Annotated in this window: 22 protein-coding genes; 10 read left to right on the forward strand and 12 right to left on the reverse strand. The window is 64.8% G+C overall.

Features of this window, described 5'->3' with window-relative positions; translation table 11 throughout:
• Positions 1 to 667 (forward strand): thiamine pyrophosphate-dependent enzyme (locus tag DTW89_RS09650; protein WP_236637089.1); only part of this gene is annotated, 667 nt, incomplete at its 5' end.
• A gap of 36 nt (positions 668 to 703) precedes the next feature.
• Here the strand turns inward: DTW89_RS09650 and DTW89_RS09655 are convergent.
• Positions 704 to 1216, reverse strand: coding sequence for a hypothetical protein (locus DTW89_RS09655; protein WP_024816103.1), 513 nt, complete (start codon positions 1214 to 1216; stop codon positions 704 to 706).
• A gap of 42 nt (positions 1217 to 1258) precedes the next feature.
• Here DTW89_RS09655 and DTW89_RS09660 point away from each other — a divergent pair, with 42 nt between their 5' ends.
• From DTW89_RS09660 to DTW89_RS09685, 6 genes are all read left to right on the forward strand, one after another.
• The gene (locus tag DTW89_RS09660; RefSeq protein WP_024816104.1) at positions 1259 to 1465 is read left to right on the forward strand and encodes a DUF3460 family protein; all 207 of its coding nucleotides are present in this window, start codon (positions 1259 to 1261) and stop codon (positions 1463 to 1465) included.
• 62 nt (positions 1466 to 1527) lie between these two features.
• Positions 1528 to 2373: a segregation and condensation protein A gene (locus DTW89_RS09665; RefSeq protein ID WP_114655786.1), complete on the forward strand. Its 846-nt coding sequence runs from the start codon at positions 1528 to 1530 to the stop codon at positions 2371 to 2373.
• Between the two features lie 237 nt (positions 2374 to 2610).
• On the forward strand, positions 2611 to 4206 hold the full coding sequence (nadB, locus tag DTW89_RS09670) for an L-aspartate oxidase (RefSeq protein WP_114655787.1): 1596 nt from the start codon (positions 2611 to 2613) through the stop codon (positions 4204 to 4206).
• A 40-nt stretch (positions 4207 to 4246) separates the two neighbouring features.
• Positions 4247 to 4627, forward strand: coding sequence for an aspartate 1-decarboxylase (panD, locus tag DTW89_RS09675; RefSeq protein ID WP_114655806.1), 381 nt, complete (start codon positions 4247 to 4249; stop codon positions 4625 to 4627).
• A 34-nt stretch (positions 4628 to 4661) separates the two neighbouring features.
• Entirely contained in the window at positions 4662 to 5021 is a 360-nt protein-coding gene (locus DTW89_RS09680) for a 5-carboxymethyl-2-hydroxymuconate Delta-isomerase (protein WP_024816108.1), read from the forward strand.
• 81 nt (positions 5022 to 5102) lie between these two features.
• Entirely contained in the window at positions 5103 to 5750 is a 648-nt protein-coding gene (locus DTW89_RS09685) for a tRNA-uridine aminocarboxypropyltransferase (protein ID WP_114655788.1), read from the forward strand.
• A gap of 54 nt (positions 5751 to 5804) precedes the next feature.
• Here the strand turns inward: DTW89_RS09685 and DTW89_RS09690 are convergent, their stop codons facing one another.
• The 8 genes from DTW89_RS09690 to DTW89_RS09725 form a co-directional block, all read right to left on the reverse strand.
• Positions 5805 to 7280 carry a class I SAM-dependent DNA methyltransferase gene (locus tag DTW89_RS09690; protein WP_114655789.1) on the reverse strand — a complete coding sequence of 492 codons (1476 nt, stop codon included), beginning with the start codon at positions 7278 to 7280 and terminating at the stop codon, positions 5805 to 5807.
• Positions 7277 to 9286 (reverse strand): RNA-binding domain-containing protein, encoded by a 2010-nt coding sequence (locus DTW89_RS09695; protein WP_114655790.1) that lies wholly within the window; start codon positions 9284 to 9286, stop codon positions 7277 to 7279. Before DTW89_RS09695 ends, DTW89_RS09690 begins: the two co-directional genes overlap by 4 nt.
• Positions 9283 to 10851 carry a restriction endonuclease gene (locus DTW89_RS09700; RefSeq protein ID WP_114655791.1) on the reverse strand — a complete coding sequence of 523 codons (1569 nt, stop codon included), beginning with the start codon at positions 10849 to 10851 and terminating at the stop codon, positions 9283 to 9285. The genes DTW89_RS09695 and DTW89_RS09700 overlap by 4 nt, the downstream gene beginning before the upstream one ends.
• Positions 10848 to 13637, reverse strand: a complete 2790-nt coding sequence (locus DTW89_RS09705; protein WP_114655792.1) for a type I restriction endonuclease subunit R — start codon at positions 13635 to 13637, stop codon at positions 10848 to 10850. Before DTW89_RS09705 ends, DTW89_RS09700 begins: the two co-directional genes overlap by 4 nt.
• A gap of 138 nt (positions 13638 to 13775) precedes the next feature.
• A complete protein-coding gene (locus tag DTW89_RS09710; protein ID WP_114655793.1) occupies positions 13776 to 15581 on the reverse strand; it encodes a chorismate-binding protein in 1806 nt (601 codons plus the stop codon).
• Positions 15582 to 15702: 121 nt separating this feature from the next.
• A complete protein-coding gene (nadA, locus tag DTW89_RS09715; protein ID WP_114655794.1) occupies positions 15703 to 16821 on the reverse strand; it encodes a quinolinate synthase NadA in 1119 nt (372 codons plus the stop codon).
• Between the two features lie 162 nt (positions 16822 to 16983).
• On the reverse strand, positions 16984 to 17850 hold the full coding sequence (gene nadC / locus DTW89_RS09720) for a carboxylating nicotinate-nucleotide diphosphorylase (protein ID WP_111865760.1): 867 nt from the start codon (positions 17848 to 17850) through the stop codon (positions 16984 to 16986).
• 74 nt (positions 17851 to 17924) lie between these two features.
• Complete coding sequence (locus DTW89_RS09725) at positions 17925 to 18803, reverse strand: hypothetical protein (protein ID WP_236637090.1); 879 nt, start codon at positions 18801 to 18803, stop codon at positions 17925 to 17927.
• Positions 18804 to 19132: 329 nt separating this feature from the next.
• On the opposite strand from DTW89_RS09725, the gene panB reads away from it, so the two are divergent.
• The 3 genes from panB to lysA all read left to right on the forward strand — a co-directional run bounded on the left by panB (position 19133) and on the right by lysA (position 22488).
• Positions 19133 to 20050 (forward strand): 3-methyl-2-oxobutanoate hydroxymethyltransferase, encoded by a 918-nt coding sequence (gene panB / locus DTW89_RS09730; protein WP_236637091.1) that lies wholly within the window; start codon positions 19133 to 19135, stop codon positions 20048 to 20050.
• 25 nt (positions 20051 to 20075) lie between these two features.
• Positions 20076 to 20930 carry a pantoate--beta-alanine ligase gene (gene panC / locus DTW89_RS09735; RefSeq protein ID WP_114655795.1) on the forward strand — a complete coding sequence of 285 codons (855 nt, stop codon included), beginning with the start codon at positions 20076 to 20078 and terminating at the stop codon, positions 20928 to 20930.
• 304 nt (positions 20931 to 21234) lie between these two features.
• Positions 21235 to 22488: a diaminopimelate decarboxylase gene (gene lysA / locus DTW89_RS09740; RefSeq protein ID WP_114655796.1), complete on the forward strand. Its 1254-nt coding sequence runs from the start codon at positions 21235 to 21237 to the stop codon at positions 22486 to 22488.
• 248 nt (positions 22489 to 22736) lie between these two features.
• Here lysA and DTW89_RS09745 read toward each other — a convergent pair whose 3' ends face one another.
• From DTW89_RS09745 to grxC, 3 genes are all read right to left on the reverse strand, one after another.
• Positions 22737 to 23750, reverse strand: coding sequence for an NAD(P)H-dependent glycerol-3-phosphate dehydrogenase (locus DTW89_RS09745; RefSeq protein WP_114655797.1), 1014 nt, complete (start codon positions 23748 to 23750; stop codon positions 22737 to 22739).
• Positions 23751 to 24076: 326 nt separating this feature from the next.
• Positions 24077 to 24535, reverse strand: coding sequence for a protein-export chaperone SecB (gene secB / locus DTW89_RS09755; RefSeq protein ID WP_024816123.1), 459 nt, complete (start codon positions 24533 to 24535; stop codon positions 24077 to 24079).
• A 109-nt stretch (positions 24536 to 24644) separates the two neighbouring features.
• Entirely contained in the window at positions 24645 to 24905 is a 261-nt protein-coding gene (gene grxC / locus DTW89_RS09760; protein WP_111865752.1) for a glutaredoxin 3, read from the reverse strand.
• Position 24906 lies beyond the last annotated feature (1 nt).

Below are 24906 nucleotides of genomic sequence, written 5' to 3' on the forward strand. Positions count from 1 at the left end.
CCCCGGGCGCCCGCGCGGCAAGCTCACCGCCGAAAAGGTGTGCAAAGCAGTGGGCCACCTGCTGCCCGAGAACGCCATCGTCATCGACGAGGCCATCACCTCGGGGTTGATGCTCGGGCCCTTCACCGCCGGTGCGCCGCGCCACGACCTCATCACGCTCACGGGCGGCGCCATAGGCCAGGGCCTGCCCAATGCCGTCGGCGCGGCCATCGCCTGCCCGACACGCCCGGTGCTGGCGCTCATTGGCGACGGCACCGCGATGTACACCATCCAGGCGCTGTGGACCATGGCGCGCGAGAAGCTCAACGTGGTATCGGTCATCTTCAACAACGCCTCGTACTCGGTGCTCAACGTGGAGCTGGAACGCGTGGGCGCCGAAAAAGTGGGCGCCAAGGCCCGGTCGCAGCTGGACCTGAACGGCCCGGTGCTGAACTTCGCTCAGCTCGCCCATGGCATGGGCGTGCACGGCGTGCGCACCACTACGGCGGAGGAGTTTGTGCGGGCGCTGGAGCACGCCCTGGCCACGCCCGGCCCGCACCTGATCGAGGCGGTGGTGCCGCAGTCGCTCAGCGGCCTCAAGCGCAAGTTGCTGCCCTGGCTGCTGCGCTCACTGCCCAGCTTGCCGCCGGGGGTGGCGCGGGCACTCAAGCGCAAGATTGCGCCGTGAATGCCCGCAAGGCGGCAGCGCGCCGGGTTGGTGAAATCAGCGCCCGCCCTTGTTCTCTGGCGCGTCCATGTCGGGGCCGATCTGCGTACGCAGCACCGTGGCGCCGTCTTTGGTCACCACGGTAAACACCTTGGGGATGTTGGGCGCCTCGGCAAAGCGCCAGTCGTGGTGCGTTTCGCCGCTGAGGCGGTAGGGCGTGACCTTGGCAGGCTTGCCCAGATTGCGGCGCACCTGCGCCATGTCGGTGCCGGGTGTGATGCGGGCAAAGTTCTCGGGCGTGAGCACCTGGCGCACGGCCACCAGCCGGCCATCGGCACCCACGGTGATCATGTAATTGATCTGCCCGGCGGGCTGGCGGTTGTATTCCAGGGTGCGCGCGCCATCGGCCTCGTCCCAGATGGTTTCGGGGACGCCAAAGCGGTCACGCACGTCGGCCTCGGTGGAAATGCCAGGCTGCAGTTCGCTGATGCGCTGCGCGTCGCATCCGGCCAGGGCGACCAGGCTGAAAGCCGCCGCGGCAAGCGCCAGGGCACGAAAAAGAAAGGGCATGGAAGGCTCCCGGTAAAATCAAGCCAGAGAGGTTATCAGTCCATGTCCATTTTTCGCCGCCCCGACTACAAATCCGATGCCACCCAGTTCATCGACCAGCTCAAGGCGCAAAGGCCCGAGCTGGATGAACAGCAGCGCGCAGGCCGCGCCCTGCTGTGGGACAAGCAGGTAGACCGCAAGATCTGGGGCGACTACCGCGATGCCCAGGTCGCGCAAAAGCCCTACCCCTATCAGACCAACGCTGATTGAACATAAAAATGGCCTCTAGCGCTTTACTATAAAGCGCTAGAAGCTATCAATTTAATAGCACAATGCGCAGCGCAAGCCCTGCCGAGGCCACTGCGGCTACCCCGGGCACCATGCCCGACGTGGTGGACCAGGTGGCGCTGGCCCGCCTGTATGGCGAGCCGCTGTTTGCGCTGCCGCAAGACCTTTACATCCCGCCCGACGCGCTCGAAGTCTTCCTTGAGGCCTTTGAAGGCCCGCTCGATCTGCTGCTGTACCTGATCCGCAAGCAGAACTTCAACATCCTCGACATCCCCATGGCCGGCCTCACGCGCCAGTATCTGGTGTACGTGGAAGAGATCCGCAGCCGCAACCTGGAGCTGGCCGCCGAATACCTGCTGATGGCGGCGATGCTCATCGAGATCAAGTCGCGCATGTTGCTGCCCCCCAAAAAGCAGGAGGGAGCCGACGAGGCCGAAGACCCGCGCGCCGAGCTGGTGCGCCGCCTGCTCGAATACGAGCAGATGAAGATGGCCGCCATGCGCCTCGGGCAACTGCCGCAATATGGGCGCGACTTTGTGAAGGCGCAGGTGTACATCGAGCAAAGCCTGCAGCCGCGGTTTCCGGATGTGCATGTGGTCGATCTGCAAGACGCCTGGCGCGACATCCTGAAGCGCGCCCGGCTGGTGCAGCACCACAAGATCACCCGCGAGGAACTGAGCGTGCGCGAATACATGAGCATGGTGCTCAAAACGCTGCAGGGGCGCCGCTTTGTCGAGTTTGAAGAACTGTTCGATCCCGCCAACGGCAGCACCGTGCTGGTGGTGACCTTCATCGCGCTGCTCGAGCTGGCCAAGGAAACGCTGATCGAGATCACCCAGGCCGAGGCCTTTGCCCCCATTTACGTCCGGCTGGCCTATGTACCGGCATGATTCCATTTCTAAATCACCCGTGTCGTTGTTGCTTCGCCTTGTCGTGCTACAGCACTGCCTGCGGCTTCGCGCCTAGACACGAATGATTTGGAAAAGGAATGACACCCCTGAGCGGCCGCGCCGCTTCCCCCTCACTCGCTGCGCGGGAGGGGGACGCCACCCGTGGCCTGGCCAAGCCCGTTCCACGGTGGCACTGGCTTTGAACAGCGTCCGTTTCCAATGCAACGAATAACCGCCATGGCATCCCACGACTTTGACGTACTCATCGTAGGCAGCGGCCTCGCCGGTCTCTCGGCCGCCCTGCACCTGGCGCCCACGCACCGCGTGGCTGTCATCACCAAACGCCAGCTGCAGGACGGTGCAAGCGCCTGGGCGCAGGGCGGCATTGCCGCCGTGCTGGCCGACGACGACAGCTTTGCCGCGCACATCGAAGACACCCTGGTGGCCGGTGCCGGCCTGTGCGACCTGGCCGCCACGCGCTTCGTGGTGGAAAACGCGCCTGAGGCCATCGCGTGGCTGCGCCAGCTGGGTGTGCCTTTTTCGATGGAGGGCGACCAGCTGCACCTCACGCGCGAAGGCGGCCACAGCGCACGCCGCATCGCCCATGTGACCGACGCCACCGGTGCCGCCGTGCAGCGCACGCTGATCGACGTGGTGCGCGCCACGCCAGGCATCACGGTGTTCGAGCAACACACGCTGGTGGACGTGATCACCAGCCACAAGCTGGGCCTGGCGGGCCCGCAGCAGTGCCTGGGCCTGTATGCGCTGGATGGCGCCACCGATGAGGTGGTGACCTTCCGCGCGCCGCAAACCATTCTGGCCACGGGCGGCGCGGGCAAGGTGTACCTTTACACCACCAACCCCGACACCGCCACCGGCGACGGCATTGCCGCCGCCTGGCGCGCCGGTTGCCGCGTAGGCAACATGGAGTTCATCCAGTTTCACCCCACGGGGCTGTACCACCCGCACGCCAAGTCGTTCCTCATCAGCGAGGCCGTGCGTGGCGAGGGTGGCAAGCTGCTGCTGCCGGCATCGGCAGGTGGCACGCGCTTCATGCCGCAGCACGACGAGCGCGCCGAACTAGCGCCGCGCGACGTGGTGGCACGCGCCATCGACTACGAAATGAAGCGCCACGGCCTGGACTGCGTGCACTTGGACATCTCGCACCAGAGCCCCGCTTTTCTGCACGAGCACTTTCCCAACATCCTGGCGCACTGCGCGTCGCTGGGCATCGACATCACCAAAGAGCCCATCCCCGTGGTGCCCACGGCGCACTTCACCTGCGGCGGCGTGCTGACCGACCTGGCGGGCCGCACCGACCTGCCCGGCCTGTACGCCGTGGGCGAGGTGGCCTGCACCGGCCTGCACGGCGCCAACCGCCTGGCCAGCAACTCGCTGCTCGAATGCATGGTGTTTGCCCGCGCCGCCGCGCACGCCATTGCGGCCACGCCGTGCACGCCCGTGCCCGAGCTGCCGGGCTGGGACGACAGCCGCGTGCAGGACGCCGACGAGTCGGTGGTCATCTCGCACAACTGGGACGAGCTGCGCCGCTTCATGTGGGATTACGTGGGCATCGTGCGCACCAACAAGCGCCTGGAGCGCGCGGCCCACCGCATCGCCCTGCTGCAAGCCGAGATCCAGGAGTTCTACGCCCACTTTCACATCACGCGCGACCTGCTCGAGCTGCGCAACCTGGTGCAGGTGGCCGACCTCATCATCAAGAGCGCGCAAATGCGCCGCGAAAGCCGCGGCCTGCACTACAGCCGCGACTACCCCGCGCTGGCGGCGCCCGCAGCGCCCACCATCCTGGTTCCGCCCGTTGCGCGCCACTGAGCGCGGCATGGAACACCACCATCAACACACCTGCACCGCCATGTACCGCACCCTGCTCAAATCCAAGATCCACCGCGCCACCACCACGCACTGCGAGCTGCACTACGAAGGCTCCTGCGCCATCGACGAAGACCTGCTCGACGCCGCCAACCTGGTGGAGAACGAACAGGTCCACATCTGGAACATCAACAACGGCGAGCGCTTCATCACCTACGCCATCAAGGGCCAGCGCGGCAGCGGCATGATCTCGGTCAACGGCTCGGCCGCGCGACGCGCCGCCGTGGGCGACCTGCTCATCATTGCGGCGTTTGCCCAGGTGCCCGAAGACAAGGTGGCCACGCACGAACCCCAACTGGTGTTTGTCGACGGCCACAATCGCCAGACCGAACTGCGCCACCACGTGCCTACCCAGGCGCTGTAACGCCCGCTTTTTCCACCCCCGCCGAAAGCAGACCATGCCCCACCTGATCGTCGAATACTCGCAAAACCTTGCCGGTTTTCCCGAGGCGCAAGCCCTCACCGAGCTGAACCAGGCCGTCACCAGCAGCCCCGAAGTGCTGGACGAGGCCGACCTCAAAAGCCGCTTCGTGCTGGTGGACAGCTTTGAAATTGGCACCGCCCCCGCCAACCGCGCGTTTGTGCACGCCCAGCTGCGCCTGCTGTCGGGCCGCACGCCCGAGGCCAAAAAAGACCTGTCCGAACGCGTGGCCGAGGTGCTGCGCCGCCTGTCACCCAAGCCAGCGGGCGTGATGGTGCAGCTCAGCGTGGAAATCGTCGATATGGACCGGGGCTCTTACGTCAAAGAGCGGCTGTAAGCCACCGGCCTCGCCGCCATTTTTTAGCCAAACAGGGCTGTAGCGCTTATCCATCAAGCGCTAGCAGCTCTTTTTTTTATAGTGACTCCACTCAGCACCAGCCGCCCGCGCTGCCCCGCCTGCCTGCGCCCGCACAGCGCCTGCATCTGCCGCTGGGCCACCCCGGTGGCGCACCGCACCGAGGTGCTGATCCTGCAGCACCCGCTGGAAGTGCACGAGGCCAAAGGCACGGCCCGGCTGCTGCACCTGAGCCTGCCGCACAGCCGCATGGTGACGGGCGAGCGGTTTGACGCCAGCGCGCTGCAGCCCCTGCTGACTGCGCCTTTTGACGCAACAGATGCGGCCACCGCCCCACGCCACACCCTGCTGCTCTACCCCGAGGCCCCGCAAGACGCCACCCTGGGCATTGCCACCCCGCCGCCACTCAACCCCGCCTGGCTGCAAACACCAGAGCGCCTGCGCCTGGTGGTGCTGGACGGCACCTGGCGCAAAAGCCGCAAGATGCTGCACCAAAACCCGTTGCTGCAACAACTGCCGCGCCTGCCGCTGCGCGAGCTACCGGCCTCGCGCTACCGCATCCGCACGGCGCACCAGCCGCACCAGCTCTCTACCCTGGAGGCCACCTGCGCGGCGCTGGCGCAACTGGAAGGCGCCGAAAGCCTTGCGCCCCTGCTGGCGGCGTTTGACGGATTTGTGGCGCAGCAAGCGGCCTGGCAGGGGCGGCGATAGGTGCGGCGATAGGTGCGACAGGGGCCGCACCGCACTACAGCGGGTGGTGCATTGCTACGGCGTTGCAGCGCCCCGCCCCGGCAGCCCTGCCGCCACGTCCCTGAAGGCCGCCAACGCAGCCTCCAGGTGCTCGATGATTTCTTGCTGCAGCACCTCGGGCGGCGGCAAATCATCCAGGTTGTCCAGGCTGTCGTCTTTCAGCCAGAAGATGTCCAGGCTGGCCTTGTCGCGGGCCATCAGCTCGTCGTAGCTGAAGAACTTGAAGCGATCTGTGGCGATGCGCTCGTGGCGGTTTTCCGGGTGATAGCAGGTAATGAAATCCTGCAAGTCATCGAGCTTCAAGGTGCGCGTCTTCAGCGTGAAATGCTTGTTGGTGCGCAGGTCGTAAAACCACACGCCCTTGGTATGCACGCGCCCATCTTTTGGGGCGTTGTCAAAGAACACCACATTCGCCTTCACGCCCTGCGCATAGAAAATGCCCGTGGGCAGGCGCAGCACGGTGTGCACATCGCAGTTTTCCAGCAGCTTCTTGCGAATCTTCTCGCCCGCCCCGCCTTCAAACAGCACGTTGTCGGGCAGCACCACCGCCGCTTTGCCGTCCACCTTCAGCATGCTGACGATGTGCTGCAAAAAGTTAAGCTGCTTGTTCGACGTGGTCGTCCAAAAGTCTTGCCGCTCGTAAATCAATGCATCCTTGTCGTCTTCACCTTCTTCGTTGGTGAACGTCATGCTGCTTTTCTTGCCGAAGGGCGGGTTGGCCAGCACATAGTCCACTTTGCGTTTGGGCTCGGTAATCAGGGCGTCCGAGCGCTCCACCAACGGCTCGCCGTCGAGTTCGCCGATGCTGTGCAGGAACAGGTTCATCAGGCACATGCGGCGCGTGTTGGGCACGATCTCGTTGCCGTAGAAGGTCTGGTCACGCAGAAACGCCTTTTGCCGTTTGTCCAGCGCGGCGCCGGGGCGCGTTAACCAGCTGTAGGCCCCCAGGAAGAAGCCTCCCGTGCCGCAGGCCGGGTCGGCGATGGTCTTCATGGGCTCGGGCCGCACACAGGCCACCATGGCTTCGATCAGCGCGCGCGGCGTGAAATACTGGCCCGCGCCGCTTTTGGTGTCTTCGGCGTTTTTTTGCAGCAGGCCTTCGTACAAGTCGCCCTTGGTGTCGGCATCCAGGCTGATCCAGCTTTCGGCATCAATCAGCTGCACCAGGCGCGAGAGCTTGGCCGGGTCTTGAATTTTGTTCTGCGCCTTGAAAAAGATGGCGCCCAGCATGCCCGGCTCCTGCCCCAGCCGGTGCAGCGTGGCCAGGTAATGTGCCTCCAGCGGCTCGCCCACTTTGCTGGTCAGGCTGGCCCAGCCATAGCCGTTGGGGATGTGCGTGTCGCGGTTGTAGGGCTCTTGCGCGTATTCGTGCGCCAGCTTCAAAAACAGCAGGTAAGTGAGCTGCTCCAGATAGTCGCCATAGCCCACGCCATCGTCTTTGAGGGTGTGGCAGAAGTTCCAGACTTTCTGGACGAGGGAGGAGGTGTTCATGCGTCAGATTTCGTCGTGCTGGCCGAGTAAGCCTGGCGTGGATCGTTCGGGTTGGGGTATGCGCGCTGCAACTGTTTGCGGGCGACCAGGGGATTCAGAATGCGTTTGCGCAAATCAACCCCGTCGGGGTTGCGACCCAATAGCTGTGCCAGTGCACGCAAGCCCAAGTACCGATCGGCGCACAGTGCCAACACGGTTTGCTGCACTAGCTCCGGGCTTGCGCGGCCACGCTCGGCCACCGGCGCGGCCAATGCTCGCAGTCTTGCGAGTTCGGCGGAGTCCATCTGGGTAAGGTCAGAAATCACCGTTGGCCCAGGCGCAGCCACCGGAGCGCTGTCCGGCTGCTCCGGTGTTATGGGGTTTAGCTCCGGTGTTAAGGGGTTTAGCTCCGGTGTTAAGGGGTTTAGCTCCGGTGTTAAGGGGTTTAGCTCCGGTGTTAAGGGGTTTAGCTCCGGTGTTAATGGGGTTTCCCCTGCAGCAAAACCCATGGACGCCGCCTGCGGCTCCCACGGCAGGTAATACACCATGCCCCGGCCTGTGCCTTGGGGCGTTAACAAACCATCGCGTACCAGACTGGCCAGCATCTTGGTAATGTCTGCCGGATGATCGGTGGCAATCAGGCGCAAGCGCGCATGGTTCAGCACCCCTTCCGTGCTGGCTGTAATCAGTGCCAGCCGCGCCAACTCTGGCAGGGCCGTGAAGCTTTCACCCAGGCGATTTTGCAACTCCACCAGCACGTCTTGTGGCACCAGGCTGCTCATGCGCAGCTCCATCAGCGTTTGCTCAGGTTCACGCAATTCGTGCAACACCGGTCTGCGCCAATGCTCCCCAGCCCAGTTCCGATAAATCTTCGGCAACCCAGACCCCGCATGGTCACCATAGCCCACCAGCTGAAACATCTTTTGTAAGCGCCGGTTGCGGCAATCGCTATTGCCGCCAATCACCGCCTGCTCCAGCGGTACGCGCATCAGGCCGGGGTTGCGAAAGCCAAACATGTCCGGCCGCTTCACGACCAGCACGGATACCCGGCCCGAGAAATCGGCATGGATCAAGGTGTTGACCAGAGCCTCGCGCAGCGCCTCATGCACCGGCGTGTCGTCAATCCGCTGGCCCGCCTGCAACTGAAAAGGCACCTTCAGATCTACCGTCAGCTTCAGGTACACCTTGCGGAAAAAGTCATACACATTGCCCGACCAACTGCCATCGGGTACTAAGCGGTCAATCCAGCGCTTATCGGCTTTGGGTTCTGGCCTTTCCTGGTAATCCACCATGTAGTGCGGCAGCGCATCGCAGATCACCTCGGCCCGGCCAAACATCAACAAACCCGCCAGCCGCAAACCGCTGAGGCCTGCCTCGCGGTCTTTGCCAAACGCCCCAATGCGCTCCAGAAACTCGGGCAGGGGCAGGTCGCTCCACACATGGCCCGGCTTCACCGCCGCAAACCGGTTGCGGTATGCCGCGACCGTATCCATGTCTAGGTCGCCAAAGTCATACCCCTTGAGCACCCGCTCATCACGCGAGTCCTCCACGCGCTCGGCCACCATGCGGCGCACCGCCTCGTCATCCGCCTGATAGTCCCCCTCGTAGCGGCGCAAATAGGTGCCCCCAAACGGGTTGCTCCCCACATGCACGGGCCGCTGTTGGCGCGATGCCCGTGGCACGCGGACGCGCAGCACCATGTGGTCGTCGATCTGCACCACATCCACATCCTGCTCGGTCAGCAGGTTGACGCTGACCTGCTTGCGGTTATGCAAGTTGTCCCACAACGCCTTGCGCACCCGTTCAACATCCGCCAAACCCAGGGCACGGAAGCTGCCCCGTGGCTTTTCCTGCACGCCCAGCAGAATCACCCCACCATCGGCATTGGCCATGGCGCTGTAGCTTTTCCACACATCGTCTGGCAGCTCGCCACGGCCATCGCGCCCCTGCGCTGCCTTGCATTCCAGGTCGTAGGCTTCTGCCAGGCTGGCCACATCCATTTCGTCCACTCCGTCGCTCGAATTCATGCGGCCTCCTTGGCTTTGCGGCCACGCGGTTTTTTTACTGCGCCCTGCGCGGCCCGCTCGGCGCGGATGCGCTCCAGCAGCACGCTGGCCGGTTCGTCGTGGGGGTCTTGCGGCACCAGTTGGCCGGAGAAGGCGGCGCGCAGGATGTTTTGGCGTTGGGCGGTGGATTGTTGGAGGGAAAACGCAATTGCCGCTTCCTGCGCAACAGCATCGCCATCTGCTGCTGAAACCATTTTCATCAGCAAATCCTGTTCGTGAAGCGAAGGAATTGGCACCGCAAGACTTGTAAACCGTCCCAAGCTCACCTTTTTCTGCGCCACACCTTGTGTCATTGGCTCAATTTGCCTTTGACCAATGTATGAGTTGATTACAGTTTTTAGAAAATCAGGGCGAAGGAGGCCAGCCCAGCAGCGCACTTTTATGCAGTCAGCCGTAATGATTGCTGGAGGCTGATCGCTGGGGTAAACATCTGCATCCCCAGGAGGTTCGCCCATTTTTGTAATGAGTACATCTCCTGCTGCAATGCTGTGCGCACTGAGTTCCTCGGCCTTTTCCGAAGTCACGTATTTGGTGTACGCCCCGCCATAGTTGCCTGAACGGATGTTGCGCACAAAGACCAATGGAACGCCAGAATTTCTATAGTCTGGCACTTTCAAATTACTTCCGAACGGACCAATAGCAAGGCTGTACCGCTCGTCTGAAGCAATTTGCTCAACACTTGCCCACACCCACTCCTGCGGTAATTCCGGCAAACCGCTGGTATCGGGCTGCACCGGCTCGGGGTATTTTTTCTGCCAGTCCTTGGGCGGGGTTTTGCCTTGCTCCGCAAACTTGGCGAGTTGCCTGGCCTCCCAGCGGGCGCGGCGCTCTTGCAGGATGCGTTGCAGCAGTTGCGCGCCGGTCTCGGTGGGCTGGTGCTGCGTGCGCCACGCGGCGGTGAGCGCGCCTTCCACGGCGGCTTTCAGCAGCGACTGGCGGTACTGCGCCAGCTTCTTTTGCGCGGCCTTGAGCTCGGCCACCCCGGCATCGAGGTCGGAGAGCAGTTCTTCGAGTTTGGCGACGATGCGGGTTTGTTCGGTGGCAGGAGCAACAGGGATTAAGGCGTCAGATAACCAGGTAGTTGCGACACGCAACTGGCCCGCGCTACCCGTCATGTTTTGCCGTGCAAGCCTTCTAAAAGCTGACTGAGACAGGAAGTAAGCCAGCCAGCTTGGTTGGACCTGATCCTTGGCACGTAAGACATGAAACTCGGTGGAGCCAAAAGCGAGGTGATCTTGCAATGGCGGTACCAAAGCCAGCTTGCCGTTCTCCATGCATGGCGTGATCTTCGCAAGCAGCACGTCATTGGTCAGAAACGAGGTGTAGCCCTTCTGCACGTCGCCGAGCGGGCGCCTTGCGGAAATGTCAATGCCACCGAACTCTTCGGTCACAGCACTCATTGGCACAAAGTGAACCGGCTGGCTGACGGCACTCGGGAGTGGGCAGAACGAGCGAGGATTGACGTCCGCAATACTTGAAAGCGGCGCGAATGCCCATGTGTTGGGCAACTCAACAAATTCACTCACGCCACCAACTCCCAATTCATTTCATCCATCAAGGTATCCAGCTCCTTGCCAAACAGCCCCCACGCTTTCTGCAGCCCACCCTTGTCCGCCAGCTCGGCGTAATCAAAATCGTCGCGGTGGATGGCGCAGCTGCTGGCAATGTGCTCTTTCATCAGCCGCAGCCACTCGGTTTGCTCGGGCGTAAAGGCGGTGCCGCGCTGGGCGTTGTGCCGAAAAATCCAGGCCTGAAAGCGCTTGTCCACCTCGTCGGCAAAGGGCTTGAGTTCGGCGCCTTCGCCGTCCAGCCCCAGCGCAAAGCGCACCAGTGACACCAGATCGGTCAACTGGCGCTTCTTGTCCGCGCCTTTCACCTGCGTTGCCTGCACGCGGGCATAGGCGCTCCACAGGCGTTCGGTGGTCAGCATCAGCGGTGGTTTGGCCAACTGTTCGTGCAGCTCTTCGATGAGGTCGAAGGTGAGCGCGCGGCGCTGGTAGGGCTGCTGGTAGAAAAAATCCAGCGCCGCGATTTCGTCTTTGTGCTGTTGCAGGTAGTCGGCAAAGGTCTGTACCACCGCCTTGGCCTGCGCCTCGGCCTGCTCGGAAAAGCCCGCGAAGGTGACGGTATCGAGGTTGATGTGGTCGATGAGCTGCTCGCGCTCGCGGCGGGCGTTTTCGATTTCTTCACGCAGCGCGGGTTGGTCAAACGGGGCGCAGGCGGCGGCCACGCGGGTGGCGCGGGCGGCTTCCAGCTCTTGCGGCAGCAGGGTGTCTTCGCTGCGGGTGATGCCCAGGGCCTGCGCGCTGGCCAGCGCGGTTTGCACGATGGCGTCGGGGTTGAGCGCGGTTATCAGGCCCTTGCCCAACTCGGCCACGGGGATGCCGCCGCTGGCTTTTTCAATGCGCGCCTGCGCTTTTTCGCCCAGTTGCTTGGCCAGGCGCACCAGGCGGTTGGCCAGCGACAGCACGGTGTCGTCGTCGCGGCTGCCCATGGCAACGCCTTGCAGCAGGTCTTTGAGCGGAACGCCGGGTTTTTTCTCCAGCGGGCGGCTTTCGGTTTTGAGCGACTTTTCCACGCCCACGGCGTCGATCAGCACAAAGCGGGTTTTGGCGCCGTCGGCACTGTTGCTGACGCGCTTCAAGCTGTCGCCATCGAGGCTGCGCACGCCCCGGCCTTTCATTTGCTCGTAATAGCCCTTGCTGCGCACGTCGCGCATGAAGAGCAGCACTTCCAGGGGCTTGACGTCGGTGCCGGTGGCGATCATGTCTACGGTGACGGCGATGCGCGGGTGGTAGTCGTTGCGAAAGCTGCTGAGGATGCTGTCGGCGTCTTCTTCGGCGCGGTAGGTGACCTTTTTGCAGAAGGCGTTGCCTTGGCCATACACCTCGCGCAGGATGCGGATGATGTCGTCGGCGTGGCTGTCGGTCTTGGCAAAGATGAGGGTTTTGGGCGTTTCTTTGCGGGCGGGGAAGATTTGCGTTTCCACGGCGGTTTTCATGGCCTGGATGACCTGCCGGATCTGGCTCACGTTGACCACGGAGCGGTCCAGCTCTTTGCCGGTGTAGGCGGTGTCTTCTTCGGTTTCGCTCCAGCGCTTTTTGCGGGTTTGCCGGTCGCGGTGGTCCACCCATTCTTTGGCCTTGAGCTCGGCGCCCTTTTGCGTGACCTCGGTTTCGATGGTGTACACGTCGTAGCCCACGTTGACGCCATCGGCCACGGATTGCTCGTAGGTGTATTCGGCGACGATGTTTTCGTTGAAGAAGCCAAAAGTGCGCTTGTCGGGCGTGGCGGTCAGGCCGATCAGGCTGGCGTCAAAGTAGTCGAGCACCTGCTTCCACAGGTTGTAGATGCTGCGGTGGCATTCGTCGATGACGATGAAGTCAAACGTTTCCACCGGCACGGCCGGGTTGTAGCGCACCAGCTTTGCCTGGCTGGCGGTTTGCTGCACCTCGTTCAGCGACAGGTCTTCGGCCGATTCGTCGATGGGCTCGCCACTCAAAATGGAATACATGCGCTGGATGGTGCTGATGCACACCTGCGCGTTGGGGTCGATGTTGGGCGAGGCCAGGCGCTGCACGTTGTAGAGCTCGGTGAACTTGCGGCCATCGTCGGGCGGCGTGTAGGCCATGAACTCCTGGTGCGCCTGTTTGCCCAGGTTGCGGGTATCGACCAGAAACAGGATGCGCTTGGCACCGCCAAACTTGAGCAGGCGGTACACCGACGTGATGGCGGTAAACGTTTTGCCCGCGCCGGTGGCCATGTGCACCAGGGCGCGGGGTTTGTTCAGCGCCAGCGACTTTTCCAGCCCGGTGACGGCGCTGATTTGGCAGTGGCGCAGGTTTTGCTCGGGCAGCGCGGGCATTTGCTCGGCCAGCCGGCGGCGCAGGGTGTCTGGTTGTGCCAGCCACGCTGCCAGCGTTTCGGGCTTGAAGAAATGAAAGATTTCGCGCGAGCGCGGCGCGGGGTCGGCGCCGTCGGTAAAGCGGATGATCTGGCCGGTGGCCTCGAACAAAAAGCGCAGCGGCGTGCTGTCTTTGCGCCATTTGAGGTTGGCGCTGGCGTAGCGCTCGGTCTGGGCCTCCGTCGCGGTGAGGTTTTCGCCAGCGCTGTCTTTTTTGGCTTCGATCACGCCCACGGGCTGCCGGTTGACAAACAGCACATAGTCGGCGGGACCGGTGTCGGTGGGGTGTTCGCGCACTGCCACTCCGGTGGCTGCGCCCAGGTTGAGCGCCTTCATGTCTTGCACCACCCAGCCGGCCTGGGCGAGCTTGCGGTCGATGGATTCGCGGGCCAGTGCCTCGGGCGTCATGGGCGTCCTTCAGGGGGAGTGGGTGGGGCGGGGAACTCGCCCATTATCAGGACAAGGTTTTGGGCGGTTTACACACTATAACAATGATAGCTACTAGCGCTTACCAGATAAGCGCTAGAGGCCAAAAACACCCAAATATCATGGCACCAGTTCGGCGGCCAGCCAGCCGCGCAGGCTGTTGACGAATGCCCAGGCCTGCACGCGCGGCAGGTCTTGCAGGCGCACCACGGCCTCGGTCAGGCGCCCCTCGCGCAGGGCCACGGCGCGGCCCACGCCGGGCAGCAGGCCGCAGGCCAGCGGGGGGGTGACCCAGCGGCCGTCCAGCAGCATGGCGATGTTGCCGAACGTGGTTTCGGTGATCTCGCCCGCTTCGTTCCACAGCACGGTGTCGAACACACCGGGCGTGGTGGGCGCCAACGCGGTGTAGTGCGCGCGGCGCGTGGTCTTGTAGCGCACGAATTCGCCATGGGCCTCTGGCAGCGGGCGGCCCGCCAATTGCAGGCGCACCGGCTCGGGCGTGGGGTGCAAGGCAAAGGCCTCGGCGTGGGGCTGGCCGCTGGCGCGCAGCAGCAGGCGCACGCGCCAGGCACCGGCGGGGTGGTTGCCTGCCAGCGCCTGCAGGCAAGCCTGCACGGCAGCGGCGTCGAACGGCACATTGAAATGCGCGGCCGCGCCCTGCAGGCGCGCCAGGTGCTCGGCCCGGTGGCGGAACTGGCCATCCACTAGCGCCAGGGTTTCGAGCAGGTCAAACGGCGCGCTGGCGCGTTCGACAAAGGCGCGCTTGTGGCGCCACTCGTTCCATTCGGCATCGGCCGTGGCACTCGAGGTGATGCCGCTGCCAATGCCGCAGGTGGCGGTGGTGGCGCCGTCGGCCCCGGCGCGCAGCACCACGGTGCGGATGGGCACGTTGAAGGTGGCGGCCACGCTGCACAGGCCATCGGGCCCGGCCACGCCTGCCGGCCGCACCACGCCGACAGCGCCGCAATACACGCCGCGCGGCGCGGATTCGAGCGCACGAATCATCTGCATGGCGCGCACCTTGGGTGCGCCGGTGACCGAGCCGCAGGGGAAAAGCGCGGCAAACACGTCGGAAAGCCGAATGCCAGCGCGCGTGCGGGCCTGCACGTCCGACGTCATCTGCCACACGGTGGGCAGGGCCTCGGTGTGGAACAGCGCGTGCACGCGCACACTGTGCGGCTGGGCGATGCGCGAGAGGTCGTTGCGCAGCAGGTCCACGATCATGACGTTTTCAGCGCGCTCTTTGGGCGATGCGCGCAGGTGGGCGGCCTGGGCGGCGTCGTCTGCGGGGGTGGCGCCGCGCGCGGCGGTGCCTTTCATGGGGCGGGCCAGAATGCGGCCGCCACCGGGCGCATCGTGCCAGTCAAAAAACAGCTCGGGCGACACCGACAGCACCTGCTCGGGGCCCGCTGCAATGTGCGCGGCATAACCGCCGGGCTGGGCGCGCTGCAGCGCGGCAAACAGCGCGGCGGCGCTGCCCTGGCGCAATGCGCCAGTGAGCGGGGCGGTGTAGTTGACTTGGTAAAGCTCGCCCGCACTGATCGCCTGCTGGATGTGGGCAATGGCTGCGTCAAAACCAGCGCGGTCTGGGCCGCCGGTCCACTCGACCTGCGCGGCGGGATCGGAGTCAACAGCTCCATCGGCGGGCCAGGGCAGCGGTGCGTCGTACACGGCAAACCACGCCAGCGGGCCGTCGGCGGCGTGGGTTTGCAGGGCGGCGTCAAAGGCCGCTGCGGCCTCGTAGCGCACATGGCCCACGCACCAGTGGCCGCGCTGTGCGGCGGCATGCACGGCGTCGAGCACGGCGCGCACGTCCTGTAGCTGGTGGGCTTGCAGCACCTCGCGCGGGGCGCCAAAGGCATGGCGCAGGCGCGGCGCGCTGCGGTCGTGCGGGTCGGCAAAGTCAATGTGCGCAGTAAGGGTCAAATTGGCCTCCAGCGCTTATGGGACATGCGCTAACAGCTATTAAAAACAAAGCAAACGCCGCCGTGTACAGCGTGCCCCTACCGATCCACGCCCCGGCCGTGGCGCAGGGGCGCGGGGTACCTCAGGCCGCGCCGATGTTCGGCACGAGGCCGCTGGTGGGCAGGCCGTTTTTGAGCGCGGCGGTGAAGGCCAGCATGCGGTCAATCGGCAGGCGCGCGCGCGGGATGATCTGCGGGTCCACGTCGATGGCGTTGCTGCCGGTCTCCAGCCCGTGGGCCACACCGGCCAGGCCGTTCATCGCCATCCAGGGGCAGTGGGCGCAGCTTTTGCAGGTGGCGCTGTTGCCGGCGGTGGGGGCTTCGTAAAACACCTTGCCGGGGTTGAGCGTGCGCAGCTTGTGCATCATGCCGTTGTCGGTGGCGACGATGAACTCCTGGGCGTCCATCGTCTGCGCGGCCTTGAGGATGGCCGAGGTGGAGCCTACTGCGTCGGCCAGGGCAATCACGTCGGCCGGGCTTTCGGGGTGCACCAGCACCTTGGCGTTCGGGTGCTCTTTTTTCAGCGATTCCAGCTCAAAGGCCTTGAACTCGTCGTGCACGATGCAGGCGCCGTTCCACATCAGCATGTCGGCACCGGTCTCGCGGCGGATGTAGTCGCCCAGGTGCCGGTCGGGCGCCCACAGGATTTTGTGGCCCTGGTCCTTGAGTGCACGCACGATGTCGAGCGCGCAACTCGACGTGACCAGCCAGTCGGCACGGGCTTTGACGGCGGCGCTGGTGTTGGCGTAGACCACCACGGTGCGGTCGGGGTGCTGGTCGCAGAACGCCGAAAACTCGTCGATGGGGCAGCCCAGGTCGAGCGAACAGGTGGCGTCCAGGTCGGGCATGAGGATGGTCTTCTCGGGCGAGAGGATCTTGGCCGTCTCGCCCATGAAGCGCACGCCGCTCACTACCAGCGTCTGCGCGGCGTGGTCGCGGCCAAAGCGCGCCATCTCCAGCGAATCGCTGACGATGCCGCCGGTTTCTTCGGCCAGGTCCTGCAGGTCGGGGTGCACGTAGTAGTGCGACACCATGACCGCGTTCTTTTCCTTCAGCAAACGGCGGATTTTGTCCTTGAGCGCAGCGCGCTCGTCCTGCGACGGCTCGGGAGGCACACGCGCCCAGGCGTGCTTGGTCGCGCACACGCCGCCGCCTTCGGGCTGCTCGTAATCGACTTCCTTGAGGGTAATCACAGTGTTCATATCAGTCATTCAGTGTGCGTTGCGCCAGTCTCGGCACGTACAACAGGCACGGCCCAGGCCAGCGGCCACCGCGCAAGGGCCGCCCCGCCGCGCGGGTGGCGTCCCCCTTCCCGCGCTCCGCGCGAGAGAAGGGGGAAGGCGCGCAGCGCCACAGGGGGTTGGTCACTCTAACTCCTGCAGGCGCATCGAGAAGTCGGTGGCCTTGACGTCTTTGGTGAGGGTGCCAATCGAGATGCGGTCCACACCGGTTTCTGCAAGGGCGCGCAGGCCATCGAGCGTCACGCCGCCCGAGATTTCGAGGATGGCGCGACCAGCATTGATGCGCACGGCCTCGCGCAGCGTAGGCAGCGGCATGTTGTCGAGCAGCACCATCTTGGCGCCAGCGTCCAGAGCCTCCTGCAACTGCTCAAGCGTCTCGACTTCGATCTCGATGAATTTGGCTTGCGCCGCCACCTGCTGGGCAGCGCGCAGCACGGCCGTGACGCCACCGGCAGCGGCGATGTGGTTTTCTTTGATGAGCACGGCGTCGTGCAGGCCGATGCGGTGGTTGGTGCCGCCACCCACCCGCACGGCGTATTTTTGCGCCAGGCGCAGGCCGGGCAGAGTCTTGCGGGTGTCCACGATGTGCGCGCGGGTGCCAGCCACCACGTCCACGTAGGTGCGGGTTTTGGTGGCCACGGCACTGAGCAGTTGCAGAAAGTTGAGCGCCGTGCGCTCGGCGCTGAGCAGCGCGCGGGCATTGCCCTCGATCTCCAGCACCACCTGGTCGGCAGCGCAGCGGGCGCCTTCGGCCACATGCCAGGTCAGTTGCACGGAAGGGTCGAGCGCACGCAGGGCGGCCTCGGCCCAGGGGGCGCCACAGATCACGGCGGCCTCGCGCGCCAGGATGCGCGCGCGGGTGCGGCGCTGGGGGTCGATCAGGCCAGCGGTGAGGTCGCCGCTGCCCACGTCTTCTTCAAGGGCACGGGCCACGTCCAGCAGCACCTGGGTGTGCAGGGACTGGCGGGTTTCGTCTTCTGGATAGGTCATGGCCGTGAAGCATAGCGGCTTCGCCTTGCCCATCTGCCCCCGGTGGTGAGGGCCTGCGCTGGTGGAGCGCGTGGTCAGTGACCGGGCGCGCCGGGTGTCACCAGCTTGCTGAGCAGCTTGACGGCGGCACCGCCACCGGGCACCAGGGTGCCCGCCATCTCGGCGCCAATATCGACCAGCATGTCGCGGGTGAGCACCTGGCTGACCTTGTCCTTGAACCAGCGCCCGTTCTCCACCACCTCGCCCGTCAGCCCATCGACCTCGATGACCCCGACCTTGTCCGCGCTGCTCCAGCGGAATTCGAAGGCAAACACGGGCCGCAGATACAGGTGGGTGCGCTCGAAGTGGGTGAGGTCGGCCTGGATTTCGTAGGCATTCACGGCCTCCGAGGTCAGGCTGGCGGTGGCCAACTGTTTGGCGGCAGCCATGGAGATCAAGGGTTTGAGCAGCTCGTCAGGCCGCTCTACGCGCTCGGTCTCGGTGAACTTGTATTTTTCGATGTAGGCCTTGAGCACCGCGGGCTTGATGTCACGCTGCATGCCATCGATCATCTGGTCGAAATGGATCTTGCGATGGCAGTGCTCGATGGCGACGAACTCGATGCGCGCCTTGTCTTTTTGCCGCGTCACCTCAAACACTTTGTCGTCGAGTTGCAGGGTCTGGGCATAGAGGTTGTGCACCGGCACCTGGTAGGTGATCTGGCAGGTGTAGTCCACCGAGCGCTGCGCCACAACGTGCCAGAACGGCTCCAGGCGCATTTCCTGGCGCGACAGTTGCACCGTGTCGTCGCGCGGACGGTTCAGGGGGTTGAACTTGGCCATCATGCCGAAGGCGCTGAGTTTTTTCTTTTCGGCCTGCTCCTGCGCCGCGCGGAACGGATACACCTCTTCGAAGACAAAAATCTTGCTGGCATCAGGCGCTTGGGCTTGCACTTGCACGGGCTGTGGTTCCACGGGAGTCCTTGTGTTGCATTGGCGGCCCCCTTCCCCTTGTGAGGCCCGCTGAACAAAGAATGTAGCGCAAGGCCACATGGTGTTAGGGATGACCTGCATAACCCTCGCGCGTCGGTGGCAGTGCGGATCGGGATGGGCCGCAAGGCGTCTTTTTGCAGCCAATAGCCCGGCTATTGGCAAGAAAAGCAACGCAGCGGATCGCCCGAGACCGCGCTGCCACCGACCGCAGGGAGTTGTGCAGGTCATCCCTGAAGACCTGCAGTGCGCCACCCACGGCCCCGCTGTGACTTAGACTGCGCGCTTTTGTCGACTTTGCAAGGAGTGACGCCATGACCGAGCCGACCCAGACATCGCCCCAGACACCTACGCAGGCCACTCCCGCCACGCCCACCACTCCCTATGGCACGCTGCCGCCTGCGTCGCCCCTGCCCCAGCGCCGGCCCGTCAGCCTGCCGCGCCTGGCGCAGATGCGCGAGGCCGGTGAAAAAATCACCATGCTGACCGCCTACGACGCCACTTTTGCCGCCGTGGCCGATGCAGCGGGCGTCGAGTGCATTTTGGTGGGCGACTCGCTGGGCATGGTCTGCCAGGGCCTGCCCAGCACCGTGGGGGTATCGCTGGACACCATGGCCTACCACACGGCCAGCGTGGCGCGCGGCCTGCACCGCGTGCAGGGCACGGCCTGGCTGGTGGCCGACCTGCCCTATGGCACCTATGCCGAAAGCCGCGAACAGGCCCTGCGCAGCGCCTGCACGCTGATGCAGGCGGGCGCGCACATGGTCAAGCTGGAGGGCGGCGGCTGGACGGCGCCCACGGTGGAGTTTTTGGTGCAGCGCGGCGTACCCGTGTGCGCGCACCTGGGCCTGACGCCACAAACCGTGCATGCCCTGGGCGGCTACCGCGTGCAGGGCAAAACAGAAGACGCCGCCCGCACGCTGCGCAAAGAGGCACTGGAGCTGCAAAACGCTGGCGCCGCCATGCTGGTGCTGGAGATGGTGCCCGCCGCGCTGGCCGCCGAAATCACCGCCGAGCTGCCGCACTGCCACACCATCGGCATTGGCGCGGGCAACGGCACGGCCGGCCAGGTGCTGGTGTTGCACGACATGCTGGGCGTGAACCTGGGCAAGATGGCCAGGTTTGTGCACAACTTCATGCAGGACGCTGGCAGCGTGCGCGGCGCCATGGAGGCCTATGTGCAGGCCGTCAAGCAGGGCCGCTTCCCCGACAACGCATTGCACGCCTGGTAAGGCCAGGCCTTTTCCACCAAGAACCATGCTCATCGCCCACTCCATTCCCGAACTGCGCGCCGCCCTCGCCGGCCGCCGCCCCGCCTTTGTGCCCACCATGGGAAACCTGCACGAGGGGCACCTGTCGCTGGTGCACCAGGCCCGGCCGCTGGGCGACACCACCGTGGTCAGCATCTTTGTGAACCGCCTGCAGTTTCTGCCCCACGAAGACTTTGACAGCTACCCCCGCACCTGGGATGCCGACTGCGCCAAGCTGCAGGCAGCCGGGTGCGACGTGCTGTTTGCCCCGCGCGAAAACGACCTCTACCCCGAGCCACAAACCTTCAAGGTGCACCCCGACCCGCAACTGGCCGATCTGCTCGAAGGCCAGTTCCGGCCCGGCTTCTTCATCGGCGTGGCCACGGTGGTGATGAAGCTGTTCAGCTGCGTGTTTGGCGCCAGCGGCGGCGGCACGGCGGTGTTTGGCCGCAAGGACTACCAGCAGCTCATGGTGATCCGCCAGATGGTGCGGCAGTTTGCGCTGCCCATTGACGTGGTGGCGGGCGACACCAGCCGCGCCCCCGACGGCCTGGCCTTGAGCTCGCGCAACGGCTACCTGAGCCCGCAAGAGCGCGCAGAGGCCGTGGCGCTATCGCAAGCGCTGCAGCAACTGTCTGACCGCTGGGCCGCATCCCACGCCGCTGGAACGCTGCAGGCAGCCAACCTGGAGCAGCAGGCACTGGACCAGCTGCGTGCACGCGGCTGGCTGCCCGACTACCTGACGGTGCGCCGCCGCGCCGACCTGCAGCCCGCCACCGCACTGGATGCGCCCGGAACGCTGGTGGCCCTGGGCGCCGCGCGCCTGGGGGCCACGCGGCTGATTGACAACCGGGAGTTCTGAGCGCCGCCGCTCAGGCCTTGGCGTTGAACCCAGTCGAATCGGGGCGTTGGCGCTGGCGCACCAGGCATCGAAAGCTATTATTTTTGTAGCTGATAGCGCTTATTGTATAAGGGCTAGAACCCTATTTCATTCAAACCCATTAACCCCAGCGCCTGCCAGGGTGGTGCGCAGGCTGCGCTGGCGCTATGGGCAAGCGCGGGCACAGCGCGCTCTCCAGAATGAATGCCCGGTAAACTTCAAAGCCTCGGATCAAATGGTTGATCCGCCGCACCATTGCGCTTTTTTCCTGCACCCGGATCGCCCCATGTCCAACCCCTTCTCGCCCGCGCAACTGTGGTCCCTGGCCGACCAGTTTGGCACCCCGCTGTGGGTGTATGACGCCGCCACCATCCGCCAGCGCATTGCGCAGCTGTCCAACTTTGAAACCATCCGCTTTGCACAAAAAGCCTGCTCCAACATCCACATCCTTGCGCTGATGCGCGCGCAGGGCGTGATGGTGGATGCAGTGTCGCGCGGCGAGATCCTGCGCGCGCTGGCTGCCGGTTACCAGGCGGGCCAGCAAGGCGACGGGCGCTCCGAGATCGTGTTCACGGCCGATCTGTTCGACGCCGCCACGCTGGCCTGTGTGGTCGAGCATGGCGTGCCGGTGAACGCCGGCTCCATCGACATGCTGCACCAGCTGGGCGCGGCATCGCCAGGGCATGCAGTGTGGCTGCGCATCAACCCCGGCTTTGGCCATGGCCACAGCAACAAGACCAACACCGGCGGCGAGCACAGCAAGCACGGCATCTGGCACACCGACCTGCCTGCCGCACTGGCCGCCATCCGCCAGCGCGGGCTGAAGCTGGTGGGGCTGCACATGCACATTGGCTCGGGCGTGGACTACCGCCACCTGGAGCAGGTGTGCGGCGCCATGGTGGAGCTGGTGCGCACCACGCATGCGGCAGGGCACGACCTGCACGCCATCTCGGCTGGCGGCGGCCTTTCCATCCCCTACCGCGATGGCGAGCCCGTCATCGACACGCAGCACTACCACGGCCTGTGGGATGCCGCGCGCCAGCAGGCCGAGGCCATCGTGCGGCACCCGCTGGGCCTGGAGATCGAGCCAGGCCGCTATCTGGTGGCCGAATCGGGCGTGCTGCTGGGCGAGGTGCGCGCCACCAAGGATGCGGGCAACAACCATTTCATGCTGCTCGACACCGGCTTCAACGAGCTGATGCGCCCCTCCATGTACGGCAGCTACCACACCATGAGCGTGCTGCGCCGCGACGGCAGCACCGCGGCCGACCGGCCCAGCGTGGTGGCGGGGCCGCTGTGCGAATCGGGCGACGTGTTCACGCAGGGCGACGGCGGTGTGGTGCTGCCGCGCAACCTGCCGGATGCGCAGGTGGGCGACCTGCTGGTCATCCACGACGCGGGCGCTTATGGCGCCTCGATGTCCTCCAACTACAACACCCGGCCCCTGATTGCCGAGGTGCTGGTCGATGGCGGCCACGCCCGCCTGATCCGCCGCCGCCAGACGGTGGAAGAACTGCTGGCGCTGGAACTGGGTCTGTAAATCAGTCCGCGCGGGCATCGCTGGGCGCGCCGCGGGTAGGCACAGGCCTACGCCACCGCGCAGCACATGCGCACAGGCAGCGCGGGCACGCGGCGATAAGGTCAAGGCATCACTTTTTCAAGGAGATTGCCATGCCCGTTATCTTGTGGTTGCTCGGAGTTCCGTTGTCGGTGGTGCTGCTGCTCTTTCTGTTCGGGGTTTTCTGACCCCGCACAGGGGCTCCGCGCCGAAGCGCCCTGCCCGCCGGGCTAGCGAAGCTCGGAGCCGGGGTCGCGCCCCATCAACCGCCCCACAGCATCGGCCGGGGCCAGACGGCCATCGAGCAGTGCCACCACCGCCTCGGTGATCGGCATGTCCACACCCAGCCCCGCCGCACGCTGGGCCACGGTGCGGGCACAGTACACGCCTTCGGCCACATGGCCCAAAGAATCGACCGCCTGTTGCAGGCTCTGGCCTTGCGCCAGCAGCAAGCCCACGCGGCGGTTGCGCGACAGGTCGCCGGTGGCCGTCAGCACCAGATCGCCCATGCCCGACAGTCCCATGAAGGTGTCCGGCCGCGCGCCCAGCGCAACCCCCAGGCGTGTCATCTCGGCCAGGCCGCGCGTGATGAGGGCCGCCCGGGCGTTCAGCCCCAGGTTCAGCCCATCGCACAGGCCGGTGGCAATGGCCAGCACGTTTTTTACCGCGCCGCCCACTTCCACGCCCACGATGTCGTCGTTGGCATACACCCGCAAGCTAGGGCTGTGGAAGGCGGCCACCAGGGCATCGCGCACCGACGCATGCCGACTGGCCGCCACGAGCGCCGTGGGCTGGCCGCGGGCCACTTCTTGTGCAAAGCTGGGGCCGCTGAGCACGCCAGCTATCAAATCAGGAGCTACCTGCGCACACACCTCGTGCGCCAGCAGCCCAAAAGAACCAGAATCGGCCGGTGCCACCGCCTCGAAGCCCTTGCACAACCAGGCCACGGGTGCCGTGCAGCCGCGCAGGGCCAGCAGCATGCTGCGCAGCGCCGCCATGGGCGTAGCCACGATGACCAGGTCGGCAGCGCGCGCCAGTACCAAAGGGTCTGCACCCGACACCGCAAGCGCTGCCGGGAAATCAACGCCCGGCAGGTAGCGCGCGTTTTGCCGCCGCGCCAGCATGTCAGCCACCTGCTGGCCATCGCGCGCCCACAACGTGACGGCGTGTCCGCCCGTTTGCCGGGCGGCCCCCATGGCCAGCGCCGTGCCCCAGGCACCGGCACCAAGTACTACTATTTTCATAGCTGCTTGCGCTTATAGATAAAGCGCCAGAGGCCTAAGAGCCTGCTCAACGTCTTTTTGGAGATCGCATTGGAGTGCAATCGGGATGAGTGCAAGCCTCGGATGGGCCGCATGGGCTCGTGCCCATGCAAGCAGCCGGGGCGTGCAATCGCCCGATTTCACTCCAACCCTTCGGGCAAGTGCCTTGCCGGGCGGTCTGCGGCGTTGCGGCGCTTGTGGATAGCCGGGCTATCCACTGCGCTCCGCGCCTTGCACCCCATCCCGGCAGGGTACTTGTGCGACTCCAATAAGACGTTGAGCAGGCTCTAAAAGACCTCTGACCTGCATCACTGCGTGATGATGGGCGAAGGTTCGCCAGCGGCCTGGGCCTGCTGCTGCTCGTACATGGCCTGGAAGTTGATTTCTGCCAGGTGCACGGGCGGGAAGCCAGCGCGGTTGACGATGTCGGCCACATTGCCGCGCAGGTAGGGGTAGACGATCTGCGGGCAGGCAATGCCCATGATGGCGCCCATCTGGTCTTCGGGGATGTTGCGGATTTCAAAAATGCCGGCCTGCTTGGCTTCGACCAGAAACACGGTCTTGTCCTTGATCTTGGTCTGCACCGTGGCGGTCACGGCCACTTCAAAGATGCCTTCGGCCACGGGCGTGGCTTCCACACCGAGCTGGATGTCCACGCTGGGCTGCTCTTGTTCGAGCAGGATGCCGGGCGAATTGGGCTGCTCCAGCGACATGTCCTTGAGGTAGACGCGCTGAATCTGGAACACGGGGTTTTCTTGGTCGGCCATGGTTGAAAAGTCTCTTTTGCAAACGGGGTTTCAGCAAAACAAAACCCGCCGGGGAGCAGCTCCCACAGCGGGCACATGGGGCTGCATTATGCAGCGCCCACGGGGATGGTCAGGCTGCGCCCAGCAGGGGCATGAGCCCGCCACGGCCATCCAGCGCCACCAGGTCGTCGTGCCCACCCACATGGGTGTCACCAATGAAGATCTGCGGCACCGTGCGGCGCCCGGTGATCTCCATCATGTGATTGCGAGCGGCGGGGTCGGTGTCGATGCGGATCTCTTCGATCTGCTCCACGCCCTTGGATTTAAGTATCTGCTTGGCCCGGGTGCAATAAGGGCAGACAGCGGTGGTGTACATCTTCACGGGTTGCATG

The organism is Acidovorax sp. BoFeN1 (assembly GCF_003345135.1).
Lineage (GTDB): Bacteria > Pseudomonadota > Gammaproteobacteria > Burkholderiales > Burkholderiaceae_C > Acidovorax > Acidovorax defluvii.

What these genes read in the sequence shown, in the direction of transcription:
- DTW89_RS09655 (WP_024816103.1), bottom strand. Translation starts at nt 1,216, where the DNA reads ATGCCCTTTCTTTTTCGTGCCCTGGCGCTTGCCGCGGCGGCTTTCAGC.
- DTW89_RS09660 (WP_024816104.1), top strand. Translation starts at nt 1,259, where the DNA reads ATGTCCATTTTTCGCCGCCCCGACTACAAATCCGATGCCACCCAGTTC.
- DTW89_RS09665 (WP_114655786.1), top strand. Translation starts at nt 1,528, where the DNA reads ATGCGCAGCGCAAGCCCTGCCGAGGCCACTGCGGCTACCCCGGGCACC.
- nadB (WP_114655787.1), top strand. Translation starts at nt 2,611, where the DNA reads ATGGCATCCCACGACTTTGACGTACTCATCGTAGGCAGCGGCCTCGCC.
- panD (WP_114655806.1), top strand. Translation starts at nt 4,247, where the DNA reads ATGTACCGCACCCTGCTCAAATCCAAGATCCACCGCGCCACCACCACG.
- DTW89_RS09680 (WP_024816108.1), top strand. Translation starts at nt 4,662, where the DNA reads ATGCCCCACCTGATCGTCGAATACTCGCAAAACCTTGCCGGTTTTCCC.
- DTW89_RS09690 (WP_114655789.1), bottom strand. Translation starts at nt 7,280, where the DNA reads ATGAACACCTCCTCCCTCGTCCAGAAAGTCTGGAACTTCTGCCACACC.
- DTW89_RS09695 (WP_114655790.1), bottom strand. Translation starts at nt 9,286, where the DNA reads ATGAATTCGAGCGACGGAGTGGACGAAATGGATGTGGCCAGCCTGGCA.
- DTW89_RS09705 (WP_114655792.1), bottom strand. Translation starts at nt 13,637, where the DNA reads ATGACGCCCGAGGCACTGGCCCGCGAATCCATCGACCGCAAGCTCGCC.
- nadA (WP_114655794.1), bottom strand. Translation starts at nt 16,821, where the DNA reads ATGAACACTGTGATTACCCTCAAGGAAGTCGATTACGAGCAGCCCGAA.
- nadC (WP_111865760.1), bottom strand. Translation starts at nt 17,850, where the DNA reads ATGACCTATCCAGAAGACGAAACCCGCCAGTCCCTGCACACCCAGGTG.
- panB (WP_236637091.1), top strand. Translation starts at nt 19,133, where the DNA reads ATGACCGAGCCGACCCAGACATCGCCCCAGACACCTACGCAGGCCACT.
- panC (WP_114655795.1), top strand. Translation starts at nt 20,076, where the DNA reads ATGCTCATCGCCCACTCCATTCCCGAACTGCGCGCCGCCCTCGCCGGC.
- lysA (WP_114655796.1), top strand. Translation starts at nt 21,235, where the DNA reads ATGTCCAACCCCTTCTCGCCCGCGCAACTGTGGTCCCTGGCCGACCAG.
- DTW89_RS09745 (WP_114655797.1), bottom strand. Translation starts at nt 23,750, where the DNA reads ATGAAAATAGTAGTACTTGGTGCCGGTGCCTGGGGCACGGCGCTGGCC.
- secB (WP_024816123.1), bottom strand. Translation starts at nt 24,535, where the DNA reads ATGGCCGACCAAGAAAACCCCGTGTTCCAGATTCAGCGCGTCTACCTC.
- grxC (WP_111865752.1), bottom strand. Translation starts at nt 24,905, where the DNA reads ATGCAACCCGTGAAGATGTACACCACCGCTGTCTGCCCTTATTGCACC.